This is a genomic window from Cognatishimia maritima, assembly GCF_900129685.1.
Lineage (GTDB): Bacteria > Pseudomonadota > Alphaproteobacteria > Rhodobacterales > Rhodobacteraceae > Cognatishimia > Cognatishimia maritima.
Map to the genome: position 1 here is coordinate 333,335 of NZ_FQWM01000001.1, position 16,462 is coordinate 349,796.

At 55.4% G+C, this 16,462-nt stretch carries 19 protein-coding genes; 15 read left to right on the plus strand and 4 right to left on the minus strand.

The genetic code is table 11. The features are described 5' to 3' along the window. The first annotated feature begins 20 nt into the window (after nt 1–20). The 7 genes from BUA39_RS01695 (at nt 21) to BUA39_RS01725 (ending at nt 4,970) form a co-directional block, all read left to right on the plus strand. Nucleotides 21–899, plus strand: coding sequence for an SPFH domain-containing protein (locus BUA39_RS01695; protein ID WP_072791651.1), 879 nt, complete (start codon nt 21–23; stop codon nt 897–899). Next, nucleotides 899–1,174 (plus strand): NfeD family protein, encoded by a 276-nt coding sequence (locus BUA39_RS01700; RefSeq protein ID WP_072790051.1) that lies wholly within the window; start codon nt 899–901, stop codon nt 1,172–1,174. Before BUA39_RS01695 ends, BUA39_RS01700 begins: the two co-directional genes overlap by 1 nt. A gap of 82 nt (nt 1,175–1,256) precedes the next feature. Beyond that, nucleotides 1,257–2,690, plus strand: coding sequence for a 30S ribosomal protein S6--L-glutamate ligase (gene rimK, locus BUA39_RS01705; RefSeq protein WP_072790054.1), 1,434 nt, complete (start codon nt 1,257–1,259; stop codon nt 2,688–2,690). Between the two features lie 39 nt (nt 2,691–2,729). Then, on the plus strand, nt 2,730–3,092 hold the full coding sequence (locus BUA39_RS01710; protein ID WP_072790057.1) for an SUF system Fe-S cluster assembly protein: 363 nt from the start codon (nt 2,730–2,732) through the stop codon (nt 3,090–3,092). 127 nt (nt 3,093–3,219) lie between these two features. Further along, on the plus strand, nt 3,220–3,870 hold the full coding sequence (locus BUA39_RS01715; RefSeq protein ID WP_131814555.1) for a hypothetical protein: 651 nt from the start codon (nt 3,220–3,222) through the stop codon (nt 3,868–3,870). Continuing rightward, complete coding sequence (locus BUA39_RS01720; protein WP_072790063.1) at nt 3,863–4,594, plus strand: DUF3307 domain-containing protein; 732 nt, start codon at nt 3,863–3,865, stop codon at nt 4,592–4,594. The genes BUA39_RS01715 and BUA39_RS01720 overlap by 8 nt, the downstream gene beginning before the upstream one ends. 22 nt (nt 4,595–4,616) lie before the next feature. Then, entirely contained in the window at nt 4,617–4,970 is a 354-nt protein-coding gene (locus BUA39_RS01725) for a HesB/IscA family protein (protein WP_072790066.1), read from the plus strand. 28 nt (nt 4,971–4,998) lie between these two features. Here BUA39_RS01725 and BUA39_RS01730 read toward each other — a convergent pair whose 3' ends face one another. Continuing rightward, entirely contained in the window at nt 4,999–5,640 is a 642-nt protein-coding gene (locus BUA39_RS01730; protein WP_072790069.1) for a DUF924 family protein, read from the minus strand. 221 nt (nt 5,641–5,861) lie between these two features. Here BUA39_RS01730 and tpiA point away from each other — a divergent pair, with 221 nt between their 5' ends. Next, complete coding sequence (tpiA, locus tag BUA39_RS01735; protein WP_072790072.1) at nt 5,862–6,608, plus strand: triose-phosphate isomerase; 747 nt, start codon at nt 5,862–5,864, stop codon at nt 6,606–6,608. A gap of 75 nt (nt 6,609–6,683) precedes the next feature. Here the strand turns inward: tpiA and BUA39_RS01740 are convergent, their stop codons facing one another. Further along, nucleotides 6,684–8,567, minus strand: a complete 1,884-nt coding sequence (locus BUA39_RS01740; RefSeq protein WP_072790074.1) for an SLC13 family permease — start codon at nt 8,565–8,567, stop codon at nt 6,684–6,686. 127 nt (nt 8,568–8,694) lie between these two features. Between BUA39_RS01740 and BUA39_RS01745 the strand changes: the two genes are divergently transcribed. Next, entirely contained in the window at nt 8,695–9,876 is a 1,182-nt protein-coding gene (locus tag BUA39_RS01745; protein WP_072790075.1) for a cytochrome P450, read from the plus strand. Here the strand turns inward: BUA39_RS01745 and BUA39_RS01750 are convergent. After that, nucleotides 9,868–10,191, minus strand: a complete 324-nt coding sequence (locus BUA39_RS01750) for a putative quinol monooxygenase (protein WP_072790078.1) — start codon at nt 10,189–10,191, stop codon at nt 9,868–9,870. The genes BUA39_RS01745 and BUA39_RS01750 overlap by 9 nt on opposite strands. A gap of 65 nt (nt 10,192–10,256) precedes the next feature. Further along, a complete protein-coding gene (locus tag BUA39_RS01755) occupies nt 10,257–10,730 on the minus strand; it encodes an Lrp/AsnC family transcriptional regulator (RefSeq protein ID WP_072790081.1) in 474 nt (157 codons plus the stop codon). 142 nt (nt 10,731–10,872) lie between these two features. Between BUA39_RS01755 and cysG the strand changes: the two genes are divergently transcribed. The 6 genes from cysG to BUA39_RS01785 all read left to right on the plus strand — a co-directional run bounded on the left by cysG (nt 10,873) and on the right by BUA39_RS01785 (nt 16,428). After that, entirely contained in the window at nt 10,873–12,267 is a 1,395-nt protein-coding gene (gene cysG, locus BUA39_RS01760) for a siroheme synthase CysG (protein WP_072790083.1), read from the plus strand. A 1-nt stretch (nt 12,268) separates the two neighbouring features. Further along, nucleotides 12,269–12,571, plus strand: a complete 303-nt coding sequence (locus BUA39_RS01765) for a DUF2849 domain-containing protein (protein WP_072790086.1) — start codon at nt 12,269–12,271, stop codon at nt 12,569–12,571. A gap of 2 nt (nt 12,572–12,573) precedes the next feature. Continuing rightward, nucleotides 12,574–14,244 carry a nitrite/sulfite reductase gene (locus BUA39_RS01770; protein WP_072790089.1) on the plus strand — a complete coding sequence of 557 codons (1,671 nt, stop codon included), beginning with the start codon at nt 12,574–12,576 and terminating at the stop codon, nt 14,242–14,244. Continuing rightward, complete coding sequence (locus BUA39_RS01775; protein ID WP_084604649.1) at nt 14,234–15,028, plus strand: phosphoadenylyl-sulfate reductase; 795 nt, start codon at nt 14,234–14,236, stop codon at nt 15,026–15,028. Before BUA39_RS01770 ends, BUA39_RS01775 begins: the two co-directional genes overlap by 11 nt. Then, on the plus strand, nt 15,025–15,453 hold the full coding sequence (locus BUA39_RS01780) for a DUF934 domain-containing protein (RefSeq protein ID WP_072790092.1): 429 nt from the start codon (nt 15,025–15,027) through the stop codon (nt 15,451–15,453). Before BUA39_RS01775 ends, BUA39_RS01780 begins: the two co-directional genes overlap by 4 nt. 117 nt (nt 15,454–15,570) lie before the next feature. Beyond that, on the plus strand, nt 15,571–16,428 hold the full coding sequence (locus tag BUA39_RS01785) for a ferredoxin--NADP reductase (RefSeq protein WP_072790095.1): 858 nt from the start codon (nt 15,571–15,573) through the stop codon (nt 16,426–16,428). Nucleotides 16,429–16,462: the final 34 nt, after the last annotated feature.

Sequence of the window (16,462 nt, forward strand, 5' to 3'; positions counted from 1 at the left end):
ATCTTATTCAGGGGACATTTATGATCGAACAAATACTTTCGGAAAACATCGTGCTTTTGATTGGCGCGGCCTTTGTCATCACCGTGATATTCAAAGGCGTGCGGATTGTGTCGCAATCCGAAAAACACGTCGTCGAACGGTTTGGTCGATTGCACTCGGTCTTGGGGCCGGGTATCAACTTTATCGTGCCGTTTCTGGATGTGGTGCGCCACAAGATTTCCATTCTCGAACGCCAACTTCCCACTGCCAGCCAAGACGCCATCACCAAAGATAACGTGCTGGTACAGGTCGACACCTCGGTGTTCTACCGCATCACCGAGCCTGAAAAGACGGTTTATCGTATTCGCGACGTTGATGGTGCGATTACAACAACGGTTGCCGGTATCGTGCGCGCCCAGATCGGCAAAATGGACCTGGATGAGGTCCAAGCCAACCGCGCGCATTTGATTGAGACCATAAAGGTTTCCGTGGAAGACGCCGTTGATGATTGGGGCATCGAAGTCACCCGCGCCGAAATACTGGATGTCAATCTGGATCAGCAGACCCGTCAGGCCATGTTGCAACAGCTTAACGCTGAACGGGCACGCCGGGCGCAGGTAACCGAGGCGCAGGGTAAGAAAAGCGCGGTCGAACTGCAGGCTGATGCGGAACTTTACGAAGCCGAACAGAAAGCCAAGGCGCGCCGGATTTCTGCGGATGCAGAAGCCTATGCAACGCAAGTTGTGGCGCAAGCCATTAAGGATAACGGCATAGAAGCCGCGCAATATCAGGTTGCGCTCAAACAGGTCGAAGCTCTGAACGCCTTGGGCAACGGTGCCGGCAAGCAGACGATCGTTCTGCCTGCCGCCGCGCTCGAGGCATTTGGCGATGCCTTCAAATTGCTGAAAGGCGGTTCTTGATGGCGGTTTTGCTGACAACCTGGTGGGTCTGGCTTGCAGCAGCGCTGGGGCTTGGCATTCTAGAGATGCTTGTGCCGGGCTTTATTTTCTTGGGCTTCGCGATTGGGGCTGCCGTTACCGGGTTGGCCCTATTGGGTCCCTTGAAACTCTTGTCGGTCCCGGCCATCCTGCTTCTGTTTGCGGTCATCTCTTTGATCGCATGGTTGATCTTACGTCGCGTCTTTTCGCTGCCAAAAGGCAATGTGAAAACCTTCAATCACGACATCAACGAATAACTGTTGCACTCGCCTGCTAAAAACTATTCCTGCGCAACACATCGGGCCAAATTTTGGCCCGATTCTTTTTGGGAATAAACAGATGTCAGAGCACGACAAAACAGAGCCCTTCAAAGTGGGTTGGGAAGAATGGGTCTCTCTGCCCGAGCTTGGCTTGCCAGCGATCAAAGCAAAGGTCGATACCGGCGCAAAAACCTCGGCTCTGCAGGCGACCGATATCGAAGCCTTTGGTCCAAGCGACAAGCCCCATGTGCGCTTTACCGTGCACCCCGTGCCCGGCAATGAATCCCTCGCCATTCCCTGTTCTGCTGCCATCCTAGATCGACGTGAAATCACCTCGTCCAACGGTGACCGAGAGATGCGTTATGTGATTGCCAGCGTGCTGGAAATCAATGGCCGCAAATGGCCCATTGAACTGACATTGACCGACCGGCGCGGGATGGCCATGCATATGCTGCTGGGGCGTCAGGCCTTGGCGGAACCGATCACAGTCTCTCCTTCCGAGAGCCACTGTCAGCCGATCCTAGACTATTCGGTCTATGCCTCCACCACCATACGCACCACGGCCCCTAAAAGACGTCTGCGCATTGCGGTGCTGTCACGTGAAGACAATTACTCTACCCGTCGCCTGATTGAGGAAGGCGAGAAACGGGGTCATTTCGTCGAGGTCATAGACACGACGCGCTGCTACATGGCGATCAACGCTCTGGCGCCGGAGATTCATTACGACGGCGCGCGCCTGCCGCGCTATGACGCCGTTATCCCCCGCATCGGCGCATCCGTGACGCAATACGGCACCGCGGTTTTGCGGCAGTTTGAAACGCTCGGAACCTTCTGCCTGAACGGGAGTGAAGGCATCACTGCGAGCCGCGACAAACTCTTTGCACATCAAATTCTTGCCCGCCATCGCCTAGAGATGCCGGCAACAGCCTTTGCGGCCTCTCCGAAAGACACACGAAGCTTGATGGAACTTGTCGGTGGCGCACCGATGATCGTGAAGCTGTTGGAAAGCACGCAGGGTAAAGGCGTCGTTCTTGCCGAAACCCGCAAAGCGGCTGAATCCGTGATCACTGCCTTTAGGGGCCTGCGCGCGAACTTTCTCGTGCAGCAATTTGTCAAAGAGGCCGCAGGCGAAGACCTCCGATGTCTGGTGGTTGGCAATAAGGTCGTTGGCACGATCCTGCGCACCGGAGCAGAGGGCGACTTCCGTTCAAATCTTCACCTTGGCGGAACAGCGAAACGTGTGAAAATCAGCAAGATAGAACGAGAGACGGCTGTGCGTGCTGCACGGGCCTTTGGATTGAATATTGCGGGTGTCGATATGCTGCGCTCCTCGGAAGGGCCGAAAATCCTTGAGGTCAATTCTTCGCCCGGATTGGAAGGCGTAGAAAAGGCCATGGCCAAAAACCTGGTCGCGCCGCTTTACGAGTTGATCGAAGCACGGGTGCGCCCTGCCCCGCTGCGCAAGATCAAAGCACAGGCGAATGTGCCTGCGGCTCTGGACGCTGGCGGGTGAATTCCCTATATCAACACTCAGGAATAGCCAGGTAAACAAATGACTCAGGATAATCAGCCCATCGAAGGCACGCCACTGATCGCGCCCTCCAGCACCGACCACCCGCTGCATGAAGCGGCCGTCGAAGCCTGCCGGAGCGTCTATGACCCTGAGATTCCGGTGAATATCTACGATCTTGGTCTGGTCTATACGATCGACATCAATCCCGAGAATGAGGTCAACGTAACCATGACCCTCACCGCTCCGGGCTGTCCCGTTGCCGGTGAAATGCCGGGCTGGGTGCAAGAAGCGGTGTCGGGTGTGCCCGGTGTGAAAACCGTGGACGTGGCGCTGGTGTGGGAACCCCCTTGGGGCATGGAAATGATGAGCGACGAAGCCCGGCTGGAACTGGGGTTCATGTAAGAGGCGGCCCTGCGGGCCAGTTTTTCTAAGTTTATTCGTTGCATCTGAGCAACCTAATTGATTTGCAAGCGCTGACAGCAACCTTTTTAGGTTGCATTTAGCGAAAAGCAACCTATTTTGGTTGCAAATGACGCAAATCAAGCAAAATATCTCCGTTTTGACAGGCGACATCGTTGGGTCTCGCAACCTCGGCTCGCGCGATTTGTCAAACTGTATTGACGCGCTCAGCAAGACTGCGCGCGCGCTTGAACAGTTCACCGGTGCCCCTTTTAATTTTTCGAGGCACCGCGGGGACGGATGGCAAGTTGCGTTGTCAAAGCCGGCGTTCACACCAAGAGCTGCCCTTGCTTTTCGCACGGGTCTGAAAGCTCTAGGCAAGCAATATGATAGCTACATTGGAATCGCATTTGGCACACACGCAGGTGCAATCCCAAGTGATCTGAACACTGCAATTAGCCAGCCTTTTGTCGATTCAGGTTTCGCTCTAGATCAGATCAAGGAAAGCAAAACCGAAACGCGAATGGTGTCCGCTGCGCTTGATGACAAAATCGAAACAATCCTGCCTCTTCTCGAACTCATCTACGATGGCTGGACAGAGCGTCAAGCGGAAGCAATTTACCTAAACTTAGTTTCAAATGGGTATTTCATAAATCAGCGCGCAAGCGAGCTGGGTATCACGCGGCAAGCACTTGAAAAGCGTCTTAAATCTGCTGGGTTAAATCGCTTGCAGAATTCGCTCCTAACCTGGGAACAAAACTGGGAAAAAAATGATGCTTGAAACCCTGATCGCGCTTTTTGCGGCGCATGTGCTGGCGGACTATGTGTTTCAAACCGGCAATATGGTCGCCCAAAAAGACAAGTTTCTCTACCTCACCCTGCATGGGCTAATCGTCCTCGCAACCGCTATCGTCGCGACCGGCAGTATTGCCGCGCCAATCTTTGTTTTGGCCGCGCTGCATTTGGTGACCGATGCCATCAAATCCCGTATTGAGGAAAGCATTGCGCCCCATCTTGTTGACCAACTCGTCCATTTGATCACCCTGATAGCCATCTCGGCCTATGCGCCCGATATTTGGAAAACGGGCATGTGGGCCGCTGCCCCAGCTTATGTCCCCCACATCCTGCTATTGGTGTCAGGCGCGATCTATGCGACGCGCGCCGGTGGGTTTGCCGTGGGCATTCTGATGGCTCCTTATGGACCGGAATTCTCAAAAGACAGCCTACCGGGTGGCGGCAAAATGATTGGATTGCTGGAACGCGGGTTGATTTACGTTCTGGTTCTTGCCGGTCTGCCGATTGGCATCGGCTTTCTGGTCGCGGCCAAATCCGTATTGCGGTTTGAGACAGCCGGTGACAAAGACCTTGCCGAAAACCGCAAACGGTCGGAATATGTTATTATTGGCACCCTGGCGTCATTTGGCTGGGCCATTCTGGTCAGCCTCGCGATTTTGTTCCTCTTGGCGCAGTTGCCAGCCCTTGGCATCGCCCTGCCCAAGCCCTAAATAGGCACCAAAGGAGCACACCATGTTCGGTATTCCAGGCAAACAGGCGGTCACACTGACCCCCGCCGCAACCAAGCAAATTGTCAAGCTGATGGAACGTGAAGGCCATCAGGGGCTGCGCATTGGCGTTAAGAAAGGCGGCTGCGCGGGCATGGAATACACCATGGAATACGTCGATGAAGTCAATCCATTGGATGAGACCATCGAACAAGACGGCGCGCGCGTGATGATCGCACCGATGGCGCAAATGTTCCTATTTGGGACCGAGATCGACTACGAAGTCTCTTTGCTAGAAGCCAGCTTTAAGTTCAAAAACCCGAATGTCACCGAGGCCTGCGGCTGCGGAGAAAGCATCAAGTTCGCGGATACGCAGTAGCTACTGCATATCGCGGTCAGCACTGTCGCTAAAGCTTCATCTCTCGTTGGTGCGGGAAGACGCCAGCTTTGATGTACGCCTCTTCCTCTGGCGAAGAGACACGCCCCAAGATGGCGTTGCGATGCGGATGGCGTCCGAATTGAGCAATAACTTTCCGATGTAAGCGCGGCTGGTCTGCCCCCCAACGGTAGGCGTCTTTCAGGTGCTCATGCACCTCCTCGATCTGGCGTTCGGCAATGTCAATCGCGACATCCAAATGCGCCAAGTGGTTCTTACATTCGCAATGGCACAACGCGATGGCGTACATGCTTTTGTACCAGACGTGCTCCAGCGCATCAAAGTGTCCGTTGCCTAGTCCTTCGAGTGCCAATGACAACGCCTTTGGATCGTTTTCAAACGCCTGGGGTGTTCCCGCCCAGACGGTGCGCGGGAATTGGTCGACAAGGATTATCAGCGCAAGTCGCCCGTGGGGCGTGTCTGCCCAATCGTCATAGGCACCCTTGGCGGCCTTTTCAGTGACATCCACAAACCGTGCCATGATTTCATCATTCGCCCCGCCCTGCATGCGCCATTTCCAAAGGTCCATATGCTGGTCCAGCGTGGGGTTGTCGCCATCCGGGAACCAAAACGAGAGGATCTCTTCTGGTGTGATTTCGTTTGATTGGGCCATCGCGTCCTCCCCCAAGGCCCTGATGTCCCTCCGACGCATGTGCCAAGGGATCTGTTATGCCTTCGTTTTGTCAATTAGAACATACTTCGCCGAAATCCCAAAACGTGCATTGGACTTCGGGAGGGTCAGGGAATGCGAACGTGTTAGCGCCACCACTTGACCCCGCGCGGCAATGGTCGCACAACGTGCTCAAACACATTCAAATGGATTTGGGAGCACGCATGCGCCGTAAACTTGCCGCCGGAAACTGGAAGATGAATGGCCTTGCCGCCGACCTCGCAGAACTTGACGCGATGAAACCTGCCGCAGCAACGCGCCAGACCGATGTATTGATCTGCACGCCCGCCACGCTGATCAGCCGCGCGGCAGAGGCCGTGTCAGGCAGTGCCATTGCCATCGGTGGGCAGGATTGTCACGTCAACGCCTCTGGCGCGCATACGGGCGACATCTCTGCTGCAATGCTGGCCGATTCCGGTGCTGGTTATGTCATCACGGGCCACTCTGAGCGCCGTGTGGATCATGGCGAAACCGATGCAGTGATCGCAGCGAAATCCGAAGCGGGCTATGCCAATGATCTGATTGCAGTGATCTGCATCGGTGAAAGCCTTGAAGAGCGCGAAGGCGGCCAGACTTTGGATGTTGTTGGCACCCAACTGAAGAATTCAACACCGGATGCCGCCACGGGCGCAAACACCGTGATCGCCTATGAGCCTGTTTGGGCGATTGGCACCGGCAAAGTTCCGACGCTTGAGCAAATTGCAGAAGTGCATGACTTTATCCGTGCAAAGCTGGTCGAGCGCTTTGGTGAAGACGGCAATGCCTTCCGTGTGCTTTATGGCGGGTCGGTCAAACCTTCGAATGCTCAGGACATCTTTGCGGTGTCAAACGTGGATGGGGCCTTGGTTGGCGGCGCAAGCCTGAAGGCAAGTGATTTCAACGCCATCATCGAAGCGCTCGACGCTGCTTAGGCGTTAACCACCTTATTGAAGCTTACAAAAAAGGCGCGTCAGAAATGGCGCGCCTTTTCTGCATATCGCAACTCGTCAGAATACGACGTTCATCATCACCATGGACACAACAAGGAAGAGGATCGTCATAATCCCGCCAGAACGGACGAAATCCGTCACCTTGTATCCAGCCGGCCCCATGATCAACGCATTGACCTGGTGGGTGGGGATCAGGAAGCTGTTTGAGGTAGAAATCGCGACAGTCAGCGCAAAGATGGCCGGATCACCCCCCGCAGCGAGCGCAATCGAGATCGCCAAAGGCACCAAAAGAACCGTCGCGCCGACATTTGACATTACCAGTGTAAAGATCGTCGCCAGAACCGCCACGCCAGTTTGCAGCGCCCAAAGCGGCCAGCCATCCAGCAGGGCAAGGATTTGGTGCGCAATCCATTCCGCTGTTCCGGTGCTTTGCACAGCCATGCCCAAGGGAATAAGGCTAGCTAAGAGGAACACCGTCGTCCAACTGACTGCCTCATAGGCTTCGTCGATATCTAGCACGCCGGTCAGGATCATGCCGACCGCGCCCGTCAATAGACAGAGCGACAGGCGAATGTCTGTAAACAAGATCATCGACAGCGCAATCACGAAGAAAAGCAGCGCGAAGCCCAGCTTGCGGGGGCGGAGTTCTTCGCGCGGGAAGTCCTGCGTCACAACGACAAAATCACGGTCACGGGTCAGGCGTGTGAGTGCCTCCCAAGTGGCATGGATCACAAGCGTGTCGCCCGCACGAAACGGAACTTCGCCGACGGCGGTGGGTGCGTGGTCCTCTGACTGAACATAGCTGAGGGTTTCATCATCGCGATGGATAGCCAAAAGCGACGCGCCATAGGTTTTTCGAAACAAAAGGTCATGCGCGCATTTGTCGATCACGCCAGACCCCGGTGGGATGACCATTTCGGCCACGCCGGATTTGGTTGCTGCATAGTCCTCTGCAAAAACATCAAGCTCTGTATGCAGTGTAAATCCCTGATCAAGCACCATTGTGCGCACTTCTTTACGCGGACCGAGGATCGCGAGACGGCAAGGCGTTTCAACAGGCGTCGAAATCACAGGTGCAAACCAGCGTTTGCCGCGAAGCGCGGAACCAATGATATAGACATGGTATTCCTGCATCAGCTCATCAAAGGTGCGGCCTTCGCATGGATGGCCAGCGGGGATCGAAATTTCATGAATATCCGTGTGCAAGCCATAGATTTTGCTAAGAAATTCTTTGAGCGACTGCGCGCTTGCTCCATCCCCTGACGTCTTGCCAGATGGCAAAACCCAGCGGCCGAAAACAACAAAATAAAGGATGCCAGTCGCAACAAGGCAAAGCCCAATCGGCGTCACGGAAAACAGCCCAAACATCTCCATCTGTTGATCTGCTGGAAGGCTGGCATTTGAGGCCAGTATTAGGTCATTCAGCAAAATCAGTGGTGAAGACCCCACCAAGGTCATCGTCCCGCCGAGGATTGCACAAAACCCCATGGGCATCAGAAGCCGCGACATAGGGATCTCGGTGCGCACCGATATACGGCTGACCACGGGTAAGAAAAGCGCCGCAGCACCTACGTTCTGCATAAAAGAAGAAATCACCCCGACAGTGCCAGAGATGATCGGGATGAGACGGCCTTCGGTTTTGCCCCCGCGCTTCAGGATCAAGGCCGCGACCTTGCTCATGATACCGGTCTTATCCAGTCCCGCCCCGATGATCATCACGGCAATGATCGAAATCACCGCGTTCGAGGCAAACCCGTCAAACAACCGGGTGACATCAGCAACGCTGGACGTCGCAGGGATTTGAGAGATCAGCCCAAGCAGCACCATGACCAAAATGGCGGCCAGGTCGATCCTAACAATTTCAGAAACAAAGAGAAAAACAGTGAAAGCCAGAAGTCCAAGGACCACCGACATCTCTAACGTAAGAGTAATAGATTCCAAACTGCGCGCCCTCCTAGCAATTTTATTACAATCACGAGAAACAATGAGCAACGCCAGTTCATGCAAAAAAGTAACAAAGCACGGAAATTCGGCTTGCATTCAGGAGGTGATTTGTAAATCTGACCACATGATAAAATTGTCTCAATCTCCGACTGAAGCCGCGTTTGTTCAAGACCCCTACCCGTTTTACGACGCCGCAAGACGGCAAGGTTCGGTGCATTATTGGGAAGACTATGACATGCATGCCGCGTTCAGCTATGCGACGGTGTCGATGCTGCTGAAAGATCGGCGGCTAGGGCGCGAAGCGCCGCCTGATCTTGCCAAACCGCCAGCGCCACACACCAAAGCCTTTTACGAGATTGAAGCGCATTCCATGCTAGAGTTGGAACCGCCACGACATACGCGTTTGCGCGGACTTGTCATGCGGGCCTTTACCAGCCGACGCATCCAAAACCTTGAACCAGAGATCGACGCGCTTTGCCGGGATTTGTGCGCAACCTTCCCCGATCAACCCTTTGACTTGCTTGAACATTACGCGACCAAAGTGCCCGTGATTATCATCGCGCGGATGTTGGGGGTGCCCGAGGATATGTGCGATCAACTGCTGCGTTGGTCCAACGCCATGGTGGCGATGTATCAAGCCTCGCGCACATATGACACTGAAGTCGCGGCGGCAAAGGCTTCGTCAGAATTCAGCGCCTTCATGCGCGACTATATCGAGATGCGGCGCGCCAGCCCGGCGGATGATTTGTTGACCGAACTGATCGCAGCCGAAGAAGACGGCGAACGGTTGACCACGGATGAGATGATCTCGACCTGTATCCTCTTGTTGAATGCGGGTCACGAGGCGACGGTGCACACCATCGGCAATGCAGTGAAAACGCTGCTTGAGAGTGGCGCGGACCTAACATGCCTTTCCCCAGAGCGTATTCAAACAACGGTCGAAGAACTGATCCGCTTTGATCCGCCGCTGCATATGTTCACACGCTATGCCTATGAACCGGTTGAGGTTGGCGGCATCACTTTGCAACCGGGGGATCAAATTGCGCTACTGCTTGGTGCTGCGAACCGTGATCCCGGGATGTGGGAAGATGCGCATGTGTTTAACCCGAACCGGGTGATTAAAACCAACATGGCTTTTGGGGCCGGACGGCATTTCTGTATCGGCGCGCCGCTTGCCCGCTTGGAACTGCAAGTCGCCCTGTCCGTGCTTTTTGAATGCTGCCCGAACCTGAAACTGACCGAGTCGCCGACATATGCAAATGTATATCATTTCCATGGGCTTACGCGCCTCATGGTCTCACGGTAGCGCAGCGCCCATCGCCGGGTTTCCAACGACCAAGTCATAGTGTTTGATAGACCGACTCTCGACCAATTCAGCTTCATCCGGCGCAATATGGGGGGATGTGTAGTCTTCGCCGACAAAGGCTTTTAGGGCGTCCAGATCTTCCCAAATCATCACGAAACTGAATTCTCTGGGGCTGTCTGGTCGGGCATCGCCCGGATAAACATCGACAATGCCAGCTGTGTTCCGCATCAGGGGAATGGCGATTTCATAGAAGAACTTCCTGAACGCCGCCTCTTTGCCCGGGTGCGTCACGACCTGAAAGATGCGCATAATCATAGGGGCCTCCACATTTGTGATGAGGCAAGCCTAACACATATTTTCTTAGTTCGAACTGGAGTGGCCTAAGGCGCGTCTGCCAGCGGCAGCATGGTGGTCGATTTGATCTCTTCCATGGACAAAAGTGCGGTCACATTATGCACCCGCACCTCAGAGATCAGAGCCTGATAAAACGTGTCATAGGCACGCGCATTGGCGACGCGTACTTTGAGGATATAGTCAATGTCCCCCGCCAGCCGATGCGCTTCCTGCACTTCAGGGCGATCCTGCAATGCTTTCAGGAACTTGGCCTGCCATTCTGCCTCATGTGCGCTGGTGCGGATCAGCACGAAAAAACACGCCTCAAACCCCAGAGCCTCTGCATCCAACAATGCGGTCTGTTGTTTGATAATTCCGCCTTCACGCAGCTTACGAATCCGGTTCCAAACTGGGGTCTTCGAAGACCCGACCCGCTTGGCAATTTCGTCCAAAGACAGCGCCGCATCCTGCTGCAACTCGTTGAGGATTTTCCGATCCATATCGTCTATTCGCAACGCCATCCCAATTTCCTCTCTATTCAGGAACATTCTATTCATCTGAAACCACTCATAGAACAAACGTTTCTATTTTTCCAGACATCTAGCGAAATACCGGAACAATTTCCTATATTGCACTCGAAAACAGTGATCAAGAGAAGAACAAATGCAACACTATCCCGTCTTTTTGTCCGTCAAAGGACAGCGCATTGCCCTTTCGGGCGGTGGCGAGGCGGCTGTGGCCAAGCTGCGTCTTCTGTTGAAAACTGAGGCCGAGATCGTCGTTTATGCGGCTGATCCGGTGGCTGAAATTCAAGACTGGGCGGCGCAAGGCAAACTCTCCCTGGTGCAGCGCGCCCTTGCGGCGGGTGATCTGTCGAGCGAAGTGCTTTTCTATGCAGCAGATGAGGACCATGCCGAGGACGCCCGTACCGCAGCTATCGCGCAGGATGCTGGCGTTCTGGTGAACATTGTCGACAACCTTGAAGACAGCCAGTTCATCACACCCGCGATTGTCGACCGTGACCCGGTGACCGTTGCAATTGGCACCGAAGGCGCAGCACCCGTGTTGGCCCGTGCAATCAAAGCCGACCTTGAAGAGCGCCTTTCACCAAACCTCGGCATGCTGGCCCGCGTAGGCAAGTCCTTCCGCAAGGCGGTGGACGCACTGCCCTTTGGTCGTGCACGCCGTGATTTCTGGGCCGATTACTATTTCAAGTCCGGTCCGCGGGTTGAAACCCAAGGCGAAGGCGCAGCGGCGCAGGCCTTGGATGAGCTGTTGTTCCAACATGTTTATGCCGATGCGCAGCCGGGCCACGTGGCTTTTGTTGGCGCGGGTCCGGGTGACCCGGAACTGCTGACCCTGAAAGCACGCAAAGCATTGGATGCTGCAGACGTTGTTATTTATGACCGTCTGGTTGCGCCTGAGATTCTGGAGCTTGCCCGTCGCGAAGCGAAGCTGATTGATGCTGGCAAAACCCCTTATGGGCAGCACACACCGCAAGAGCATATCAACGGCTTGATCGTGGAGCATGCTCTGCAGGGCCATTTGGTTGTGCGCCTGAAATCGGGTGACCCGACTGTCTTTGGCCGTTTGGACGAAGAACTGGACGCCTGCGATGCCGCGCGTGTGGCTTATACGGTTGTGCCCGGTATCACGGCGGCGTCTGCGGCCGTGGCGTCTATTGGCCAAAGCCTGACGAAACGTGGCCGCAATGCCAGCGTGCGTTTCCTCACGGGGCACGATGTTGATGGCTTTGCTGACCACGACTGGAGCGACCTTGCTGCGCCGGGTGCCGTCGCTGCGGTCTATATGGGCAAAAAAGCCGCCCGTTTCATGCAGGGGCGTCTGATCATGCATGGTGCTGATCCTTTCACCCCGATCACAATTGTGGAAAACGCCTCTCGCGCCGATCAGCGCGTGATTGGCTCCACACTCACAACCCTTCCACAGGATCTGGCGGACGCACATCTGACCGGCCCGGCACTAACTTTCATCGGTCTGTCGCCCCGTCGTGCCGCTGCCACCCTGACCAAGTTTCAACAACAGGAGCTCGCCTGATATGGCCCGCGCTTTCACACCTAAAGTCGTCACCGCAAACCACCTTCTGGAAGGTGACGTGATCTATATGACGGCCTCTGGCGATTGGACCCGCGACCTCGCGGAGGCAGAGCTATTGACCGACGAAGCTGTGGCAGATGAACGTCTGATCGCAGCGCAACAGCAAACCGCCGTCACCGTGGGGGCCTACCTCGCAGACGCTATAGCAGGCGACGATGGGCGCCCTGCTCCAACCCACTTCCGCGAAGAGTTCCGCCGCACCGGCCCATCGAACTACTTCCACGGCAAACAGGCAGAGGCATAATCATGTATCAGTACAACGAATTTGACAGCGCCTTCCTCGCAGAACGCAACCGCCAGTTCCGCGCACAGGTTGAACGCCGCATCGACGGCTCCTTGACTGAGGACGAATTCCGCCCGCTGCGTCTGATGAATGGCCTGTACCTGCAATTGCACGCCTACATGCTGCGCGTCGCGATCCCTTACGGCACGCTGTCCTCTGATCAGATGGACACGCTCGCGGTGCTGGCTGAGAAATGGGACAAAGGCTATGGCCACTTCACCACGCGTCAGAACATCCAGTACAACTGGCCAAAGCTGAAAGACGTGCCAGACATGCTGGACGAGCTGGCCAAAGTGAACATGCATGCCATCCAGACATCCGGGAACACGATCCGGAACGTGACCGCTGACCATTTCTCTGGCGCGGCGGCGGATGAAGTGGCTGATCCCCGCCCTATCGCAGAGCTGATCCGCCAGTGGTCTACAGACCACCCGGAATTCCAAGCGCTGCCACGTAAGTTTAAAATCGCCGTCTCTGGCGCGATCAACAACGACCGTGCAGTGATCAAGGCACACGACATCGGCATCTACATCGTCGAAAACGATGCCGGAGAACTGGGCTATCAGATCGTGGTTGGTGGCGGCCTTGGCCGGACACCAATGATCGGCAAAGTTCTGAAAGACTTCGTCACACAGGAAGACCTGCTGTCTTATCTTGAAGCGACTGTGTCTGTCTGGAACCTGCTGGGTCGCCGCGACAACAAATATAAAGCGCGCATCAAGATCACTGTGCACGAGCACGGCATCGAAGAAATCCAACGTCGTGTCGAGGAACGGTTCGCCCTGATCCGCCCGACGTTCCAAGGCTTTGACGTAAAGCTTCTGGAAGAGATCAAAGAGCATTTCGCAAGCCCTGCTTTCCGCAGCGCGTCCACCGACGCCTATGAAGCGGCATACAACGCAGACCCGCTGTTCCGCAGCTGGGTGGATACCAACCTTGCCGCGCACAAACAGGACGATTATGCGATTGTCACCATCTCGCTGAAGAAACATGGCGCAACACCGGGTGACGCCTCTGCTGCGCAGATGCGTGTGATGGCGGACATCGCGCGCAACTATGCCCACAATGAACTGCGCATCAGCCATGAGCAAAACGTGATCCTGCCGCATGTCCACAAATCGGACCTGCCAGACATCTACGCCGCGCTGAAAGAAGCCGACCTGCACACCGCAAACATCGGCCTGATCTCGGACATCATCGCTTGCCCGGGCATGGACTACTGTGCGCTGGCAACCGCGCGCTCTATCCCAGTGGCCGAGCAGATCGCAGAGCGTTTTGACGAGCTGAAAATCGAGCACGACATTGGTCACGTGCAGATCAAGATCTCTGGCTGCATCAACGCATGTGGTCACCACCACGTCGGCCATATCGGCATTCTGGGTCTGGATCGCGCAGGCGTTGAAAACTACCAGATCACTCTGGGGGGTGACGCAACCAACACAGCAGCCGTTGGCCAGCGTGTTGGGCCGGGTTTTGCCTATGATGAGATCGTGCCAGCAATTGAACGCATCATTGAAGGCTACCTTGAAATGCGTGAGAGCGCCGATGAAACCTTCATCGAGACTTACCGCCGCGTCGGTCTGGATGCGTTCAAAGGTTACATCTACCCAGAGGCGCGGGCCAATGCCGCATGATCAGGTGAACAGCCAATCGGCGTTCACACCTATTTCCTTTAACGAGAACGCTGCGGCGGACCCGTTGAAAGAGAAGGTTGAGCAGCTGAACGCGCGCTACAAACACCACTCGGCCACCGCCGTGCTGGACCGTGCGCTGAAAGATCAAGACGTTGGCAAGCTTGCCCTCGTCAGCTCGTTTGGGGCCGAAAGCGTGGTGCTGTTGCACCTCGCGGCCATGGTGGATCGCAATATCCCGGTGCTGTTTGTCGACACCGAGATGCTGTTTGCCGAAACCCTAGAGTACCAGATTGAACTGGCGGATCGGCTGCACCTGCAGAACATGCAGATCATCCGTGCAAGCGAAGTCACGCTTGAGGCGGAAGATCCCGACGGCACCCTGCATCAGCGCGACACCGACGCCTGCTGTTCTTTGCGCAAGACGCGTCCCCTACAAAAGGCGCTGCGCGGTTACGATGGCTGGATCACGGGCCGCAAGCGCTTTCAGGCGGGCACGCGCGCCGCGCTTGAGTTCTTTGAGGTCGAAGACTTCACAGGTCGCATCAAGGTGAATCCACTGGCGCATTGGGCACCAGAGGACATCAAGGCCTACATGGAAGAAAACAACCTGCCGCGCCACCCTCTAGTGGCCAAAGGCTATCCATCCATTGGCTGTGCGCCCTGCACCAGCCCAGTAAAACCGGGCGAAGACCCACGCTCTGGCCGCTGGCGCGGTCAAGACAAAACCGAATGTGGCATTCATTTTGAAAACGGCAAAATGGTGCGCAAAGGAGTAAACGCATGACTGTGATTGTCACCGATAGCGGCTTTGCAGCCGATGACTGGACCGAAGGCTTTGTCGCTTTGTCCAATGAAGGCGAAGCGGCCAATGATATCAAAGCGCTGGACCTGCCGTCTGATGTCTTTCCAGAAACGCTTGGCAATATCATTCCCAACGTTGATTTCATCCGCGTCGACTTCCCAAGCGCTGCTGATGGCCGTGGGTTCACCATAGCACGTCAATTGCGCCTGATGGGTTTCAAAGGCCGGCTGCGTGCCAAAGGGCACGTTTTGGCCGACCAATATGCGATGGCGCGTCGCTCTGGTTTTGACGAGGTGGAAATTTCCGATGATCTGGCTGCACGCCAGCCTGAGGACCAATGGCAGTTCCGCGCGGACTGGCAGGCGCATGACTACCAAAACCGGCTGCGCGCAAAAGTAGAAAGCTGACGGACTGAGCCAAGGCAGACATGTGCACACTGGACATGTCTGCGTTGCAGAGATTGGACCTGTCAAAACCTGTAGAACCTGATAGATGGAGGGCGGAAATTTCCGCCCATTTGCACGATGAACGAGCTGACCAAAGTGACCGAAGCACCTGCTGTAGAAGCGAAAAAACCCGTCCTGCCTGACGCGCAGACCGTGACCGAAGTGAAACATTGGACAGACCGCCTGTTCTCTTTCAAATGCACGCGCCCTGCGTCCTTGCGGTTCCGCTCTGGCGAATTTGTGATGATCGGCCTGATGGGCGATCCGCACCCAGAAACCGGCAAGCAGAAACCCTTGCTGCGCGCCTACTCCATCGCGTCCCCTTCTTGGGATGAGGAAATGGAATTTTATTCAATCAAGGTACAAGACGGCCCGCTGACATCTAAGCTGCAGCACATCAACGTTGGCGATGAAATCATCCTGCGGCCAAAACCAGTTGGCACATTGGTGCATGACGCTCTGATCCCGGGCAAACGCATCTGGTTCTTTGCGACCGGCACCGGTTTTGCGCCTTTCGCATCGCTGCTGCGCGAGCCAGAGACCTATGAAAAATTCGATGAAGTCATCATCACGCACACCTGCCGCGAAGCAGGAGAGCTGGTTTATGGTGCAGAATTGATCGAAAGCCTGAAACACGACGAATTGCTGAACGAGGTGATCGGCGAAGGCTTCTGGAAGAAGATCAAATACTACCCAACGACAACGCGCGAAGAGAGCCCAAAGATGGGCCGCATCACTGACCTGATGCGCTCTGGCGAGGCGTTTGAGGATCTGGGCGTAGAACCGCTGAACCCAGACACCGACCGCGCGATGATTTGCGGCAACCTGGCGTTCAACCTTGAACTCAAGGACCTCTTTGAAAACACCTATGGTCTGGAAGAAGGTGCCAATTCCAAACCCGCGCATTACGTGGTCGAGAAAGCATTCTTGGACTGATCTTATTATATACGAACGATGCAAGCGCCGCTTT

Coding starts and splice junctions, on each gene's coding strand:
- BUA39_RS01770 (WP_072790089.1), top strand. CDS start 12,574: ATGTATCAGTACAACGAATTTGACAGCGCCTTCCTCGCAGAACGCAAC.
- BUA39_RS01745 (WP_072790075.1), top strand. CDS start 8,695: ATGATAAAATTGTCTCAATCTCCGACTGAAGCCGCGTTTGTTCAAGAC.
- BUA39_RS01695 (WP_072791651.1), top strand. CDS start 21: ATGATCGAACAAATACTTTCGGAAAACATCGTGCTTTTGATTGGCGCG.
- BUA39_RS01700 (WP_072790051.1), top strand. CDS start 899: ATGGCGGTTTTGCTGACAACCTGGTGGGTCTGGCTTGCAGCAGCGCTG.
- BUA39_RS01755 (WP_072790081.1), bottom strand. CDS start 10,730: ATGGCGTTGCGAATAGACGATATGGATCGGAAAATCCTCAACGAGTTG.
- BUA39_RS01780 (WP_072790092.1), top strand. CDS start 15,025: ATGACTGTGATTGTCACCGATAGCGGCTTTGCAGCCGATGACTGGACC.
- tpiA (WP_072790072.1), top strand. CDS start 5,862: ATGCGCCGTAAACTTGCCGCCGGAAACTGGAAGATGAATGGCCTTGCC.
- BUA39_RS01785 (WP_072790095.1), top strand. CDS start 15,571: ATGAACGAGCTGACCAAAGTGACCGAAGCACCTGCTGTAGAAGCGAAA.
- cysG (WP_072790083.1), top strand. CDS start 10,873: ATGCAACACTATCCCGTCTTTTTGTCCGTCAAAGGACAGCGCATTGCC.
- BUA39_RS01715 (WP_131814555.1), top strand. CDS start 3,220: ATGACGCAAATCAAGCAAAATATCTCCGTTTTGACAGGCGACATCGTT.
- BUA39_RS01710 (WP_072790057.1), top strand. CDS start 2,730: ATGACTCAGGATAATCAGCCCATCGAAGGCACGCCACTGATCGCGCCC.
- BUA39_RS01720 (WP_072790063.1), top strand. CDS start 3,863: ATGCTTGAAACCCTGATCGCGCTTTTTGCGGCGCATGTGCTGGCGGAC.
- BUA39_RS01775 (WP_084604649.1), top strand. CDS start 14,234: ATGCCGCATGATCAGGTGAACAGCCAATCGGCGTTCACACCTATTTCC.
- BUA39_RS01725 (WP_072790066.1), top strand. CDS start 4,617: ATGTTCGGTATTCCAGGCAAACAGGCGGTCACACTGACCCCCGCCGCA.
- BUA39_RS01750 (WP_072790078.1), bottom strand. CDS start 10,191: ATGATTATGCGCATCTTTCAGGTCGTGACGCACCCGGGCAAAGAGGCG.
- BUA39_RS01765 (WP_072790086.1), top strand. CDS start 12,269: ATGGCCCGCGCTTTCACACCTAAAGTCGTCACCGCAAACCACCTTCTG.
- BUA39_RS01730 (WP_072790069.1), bottom strand. CDS start 5,640: ATGGCCCAATCAAACGAAATCACACCAGAAGAGATCCTCTCGTTTTGG.
- rimK (WP_072790054.1), top strand. CDS start 1,257: ATGTCAGAGCACGACAAAACAGAGCCCTTCAAAGTGGGTTGGGAAGAA.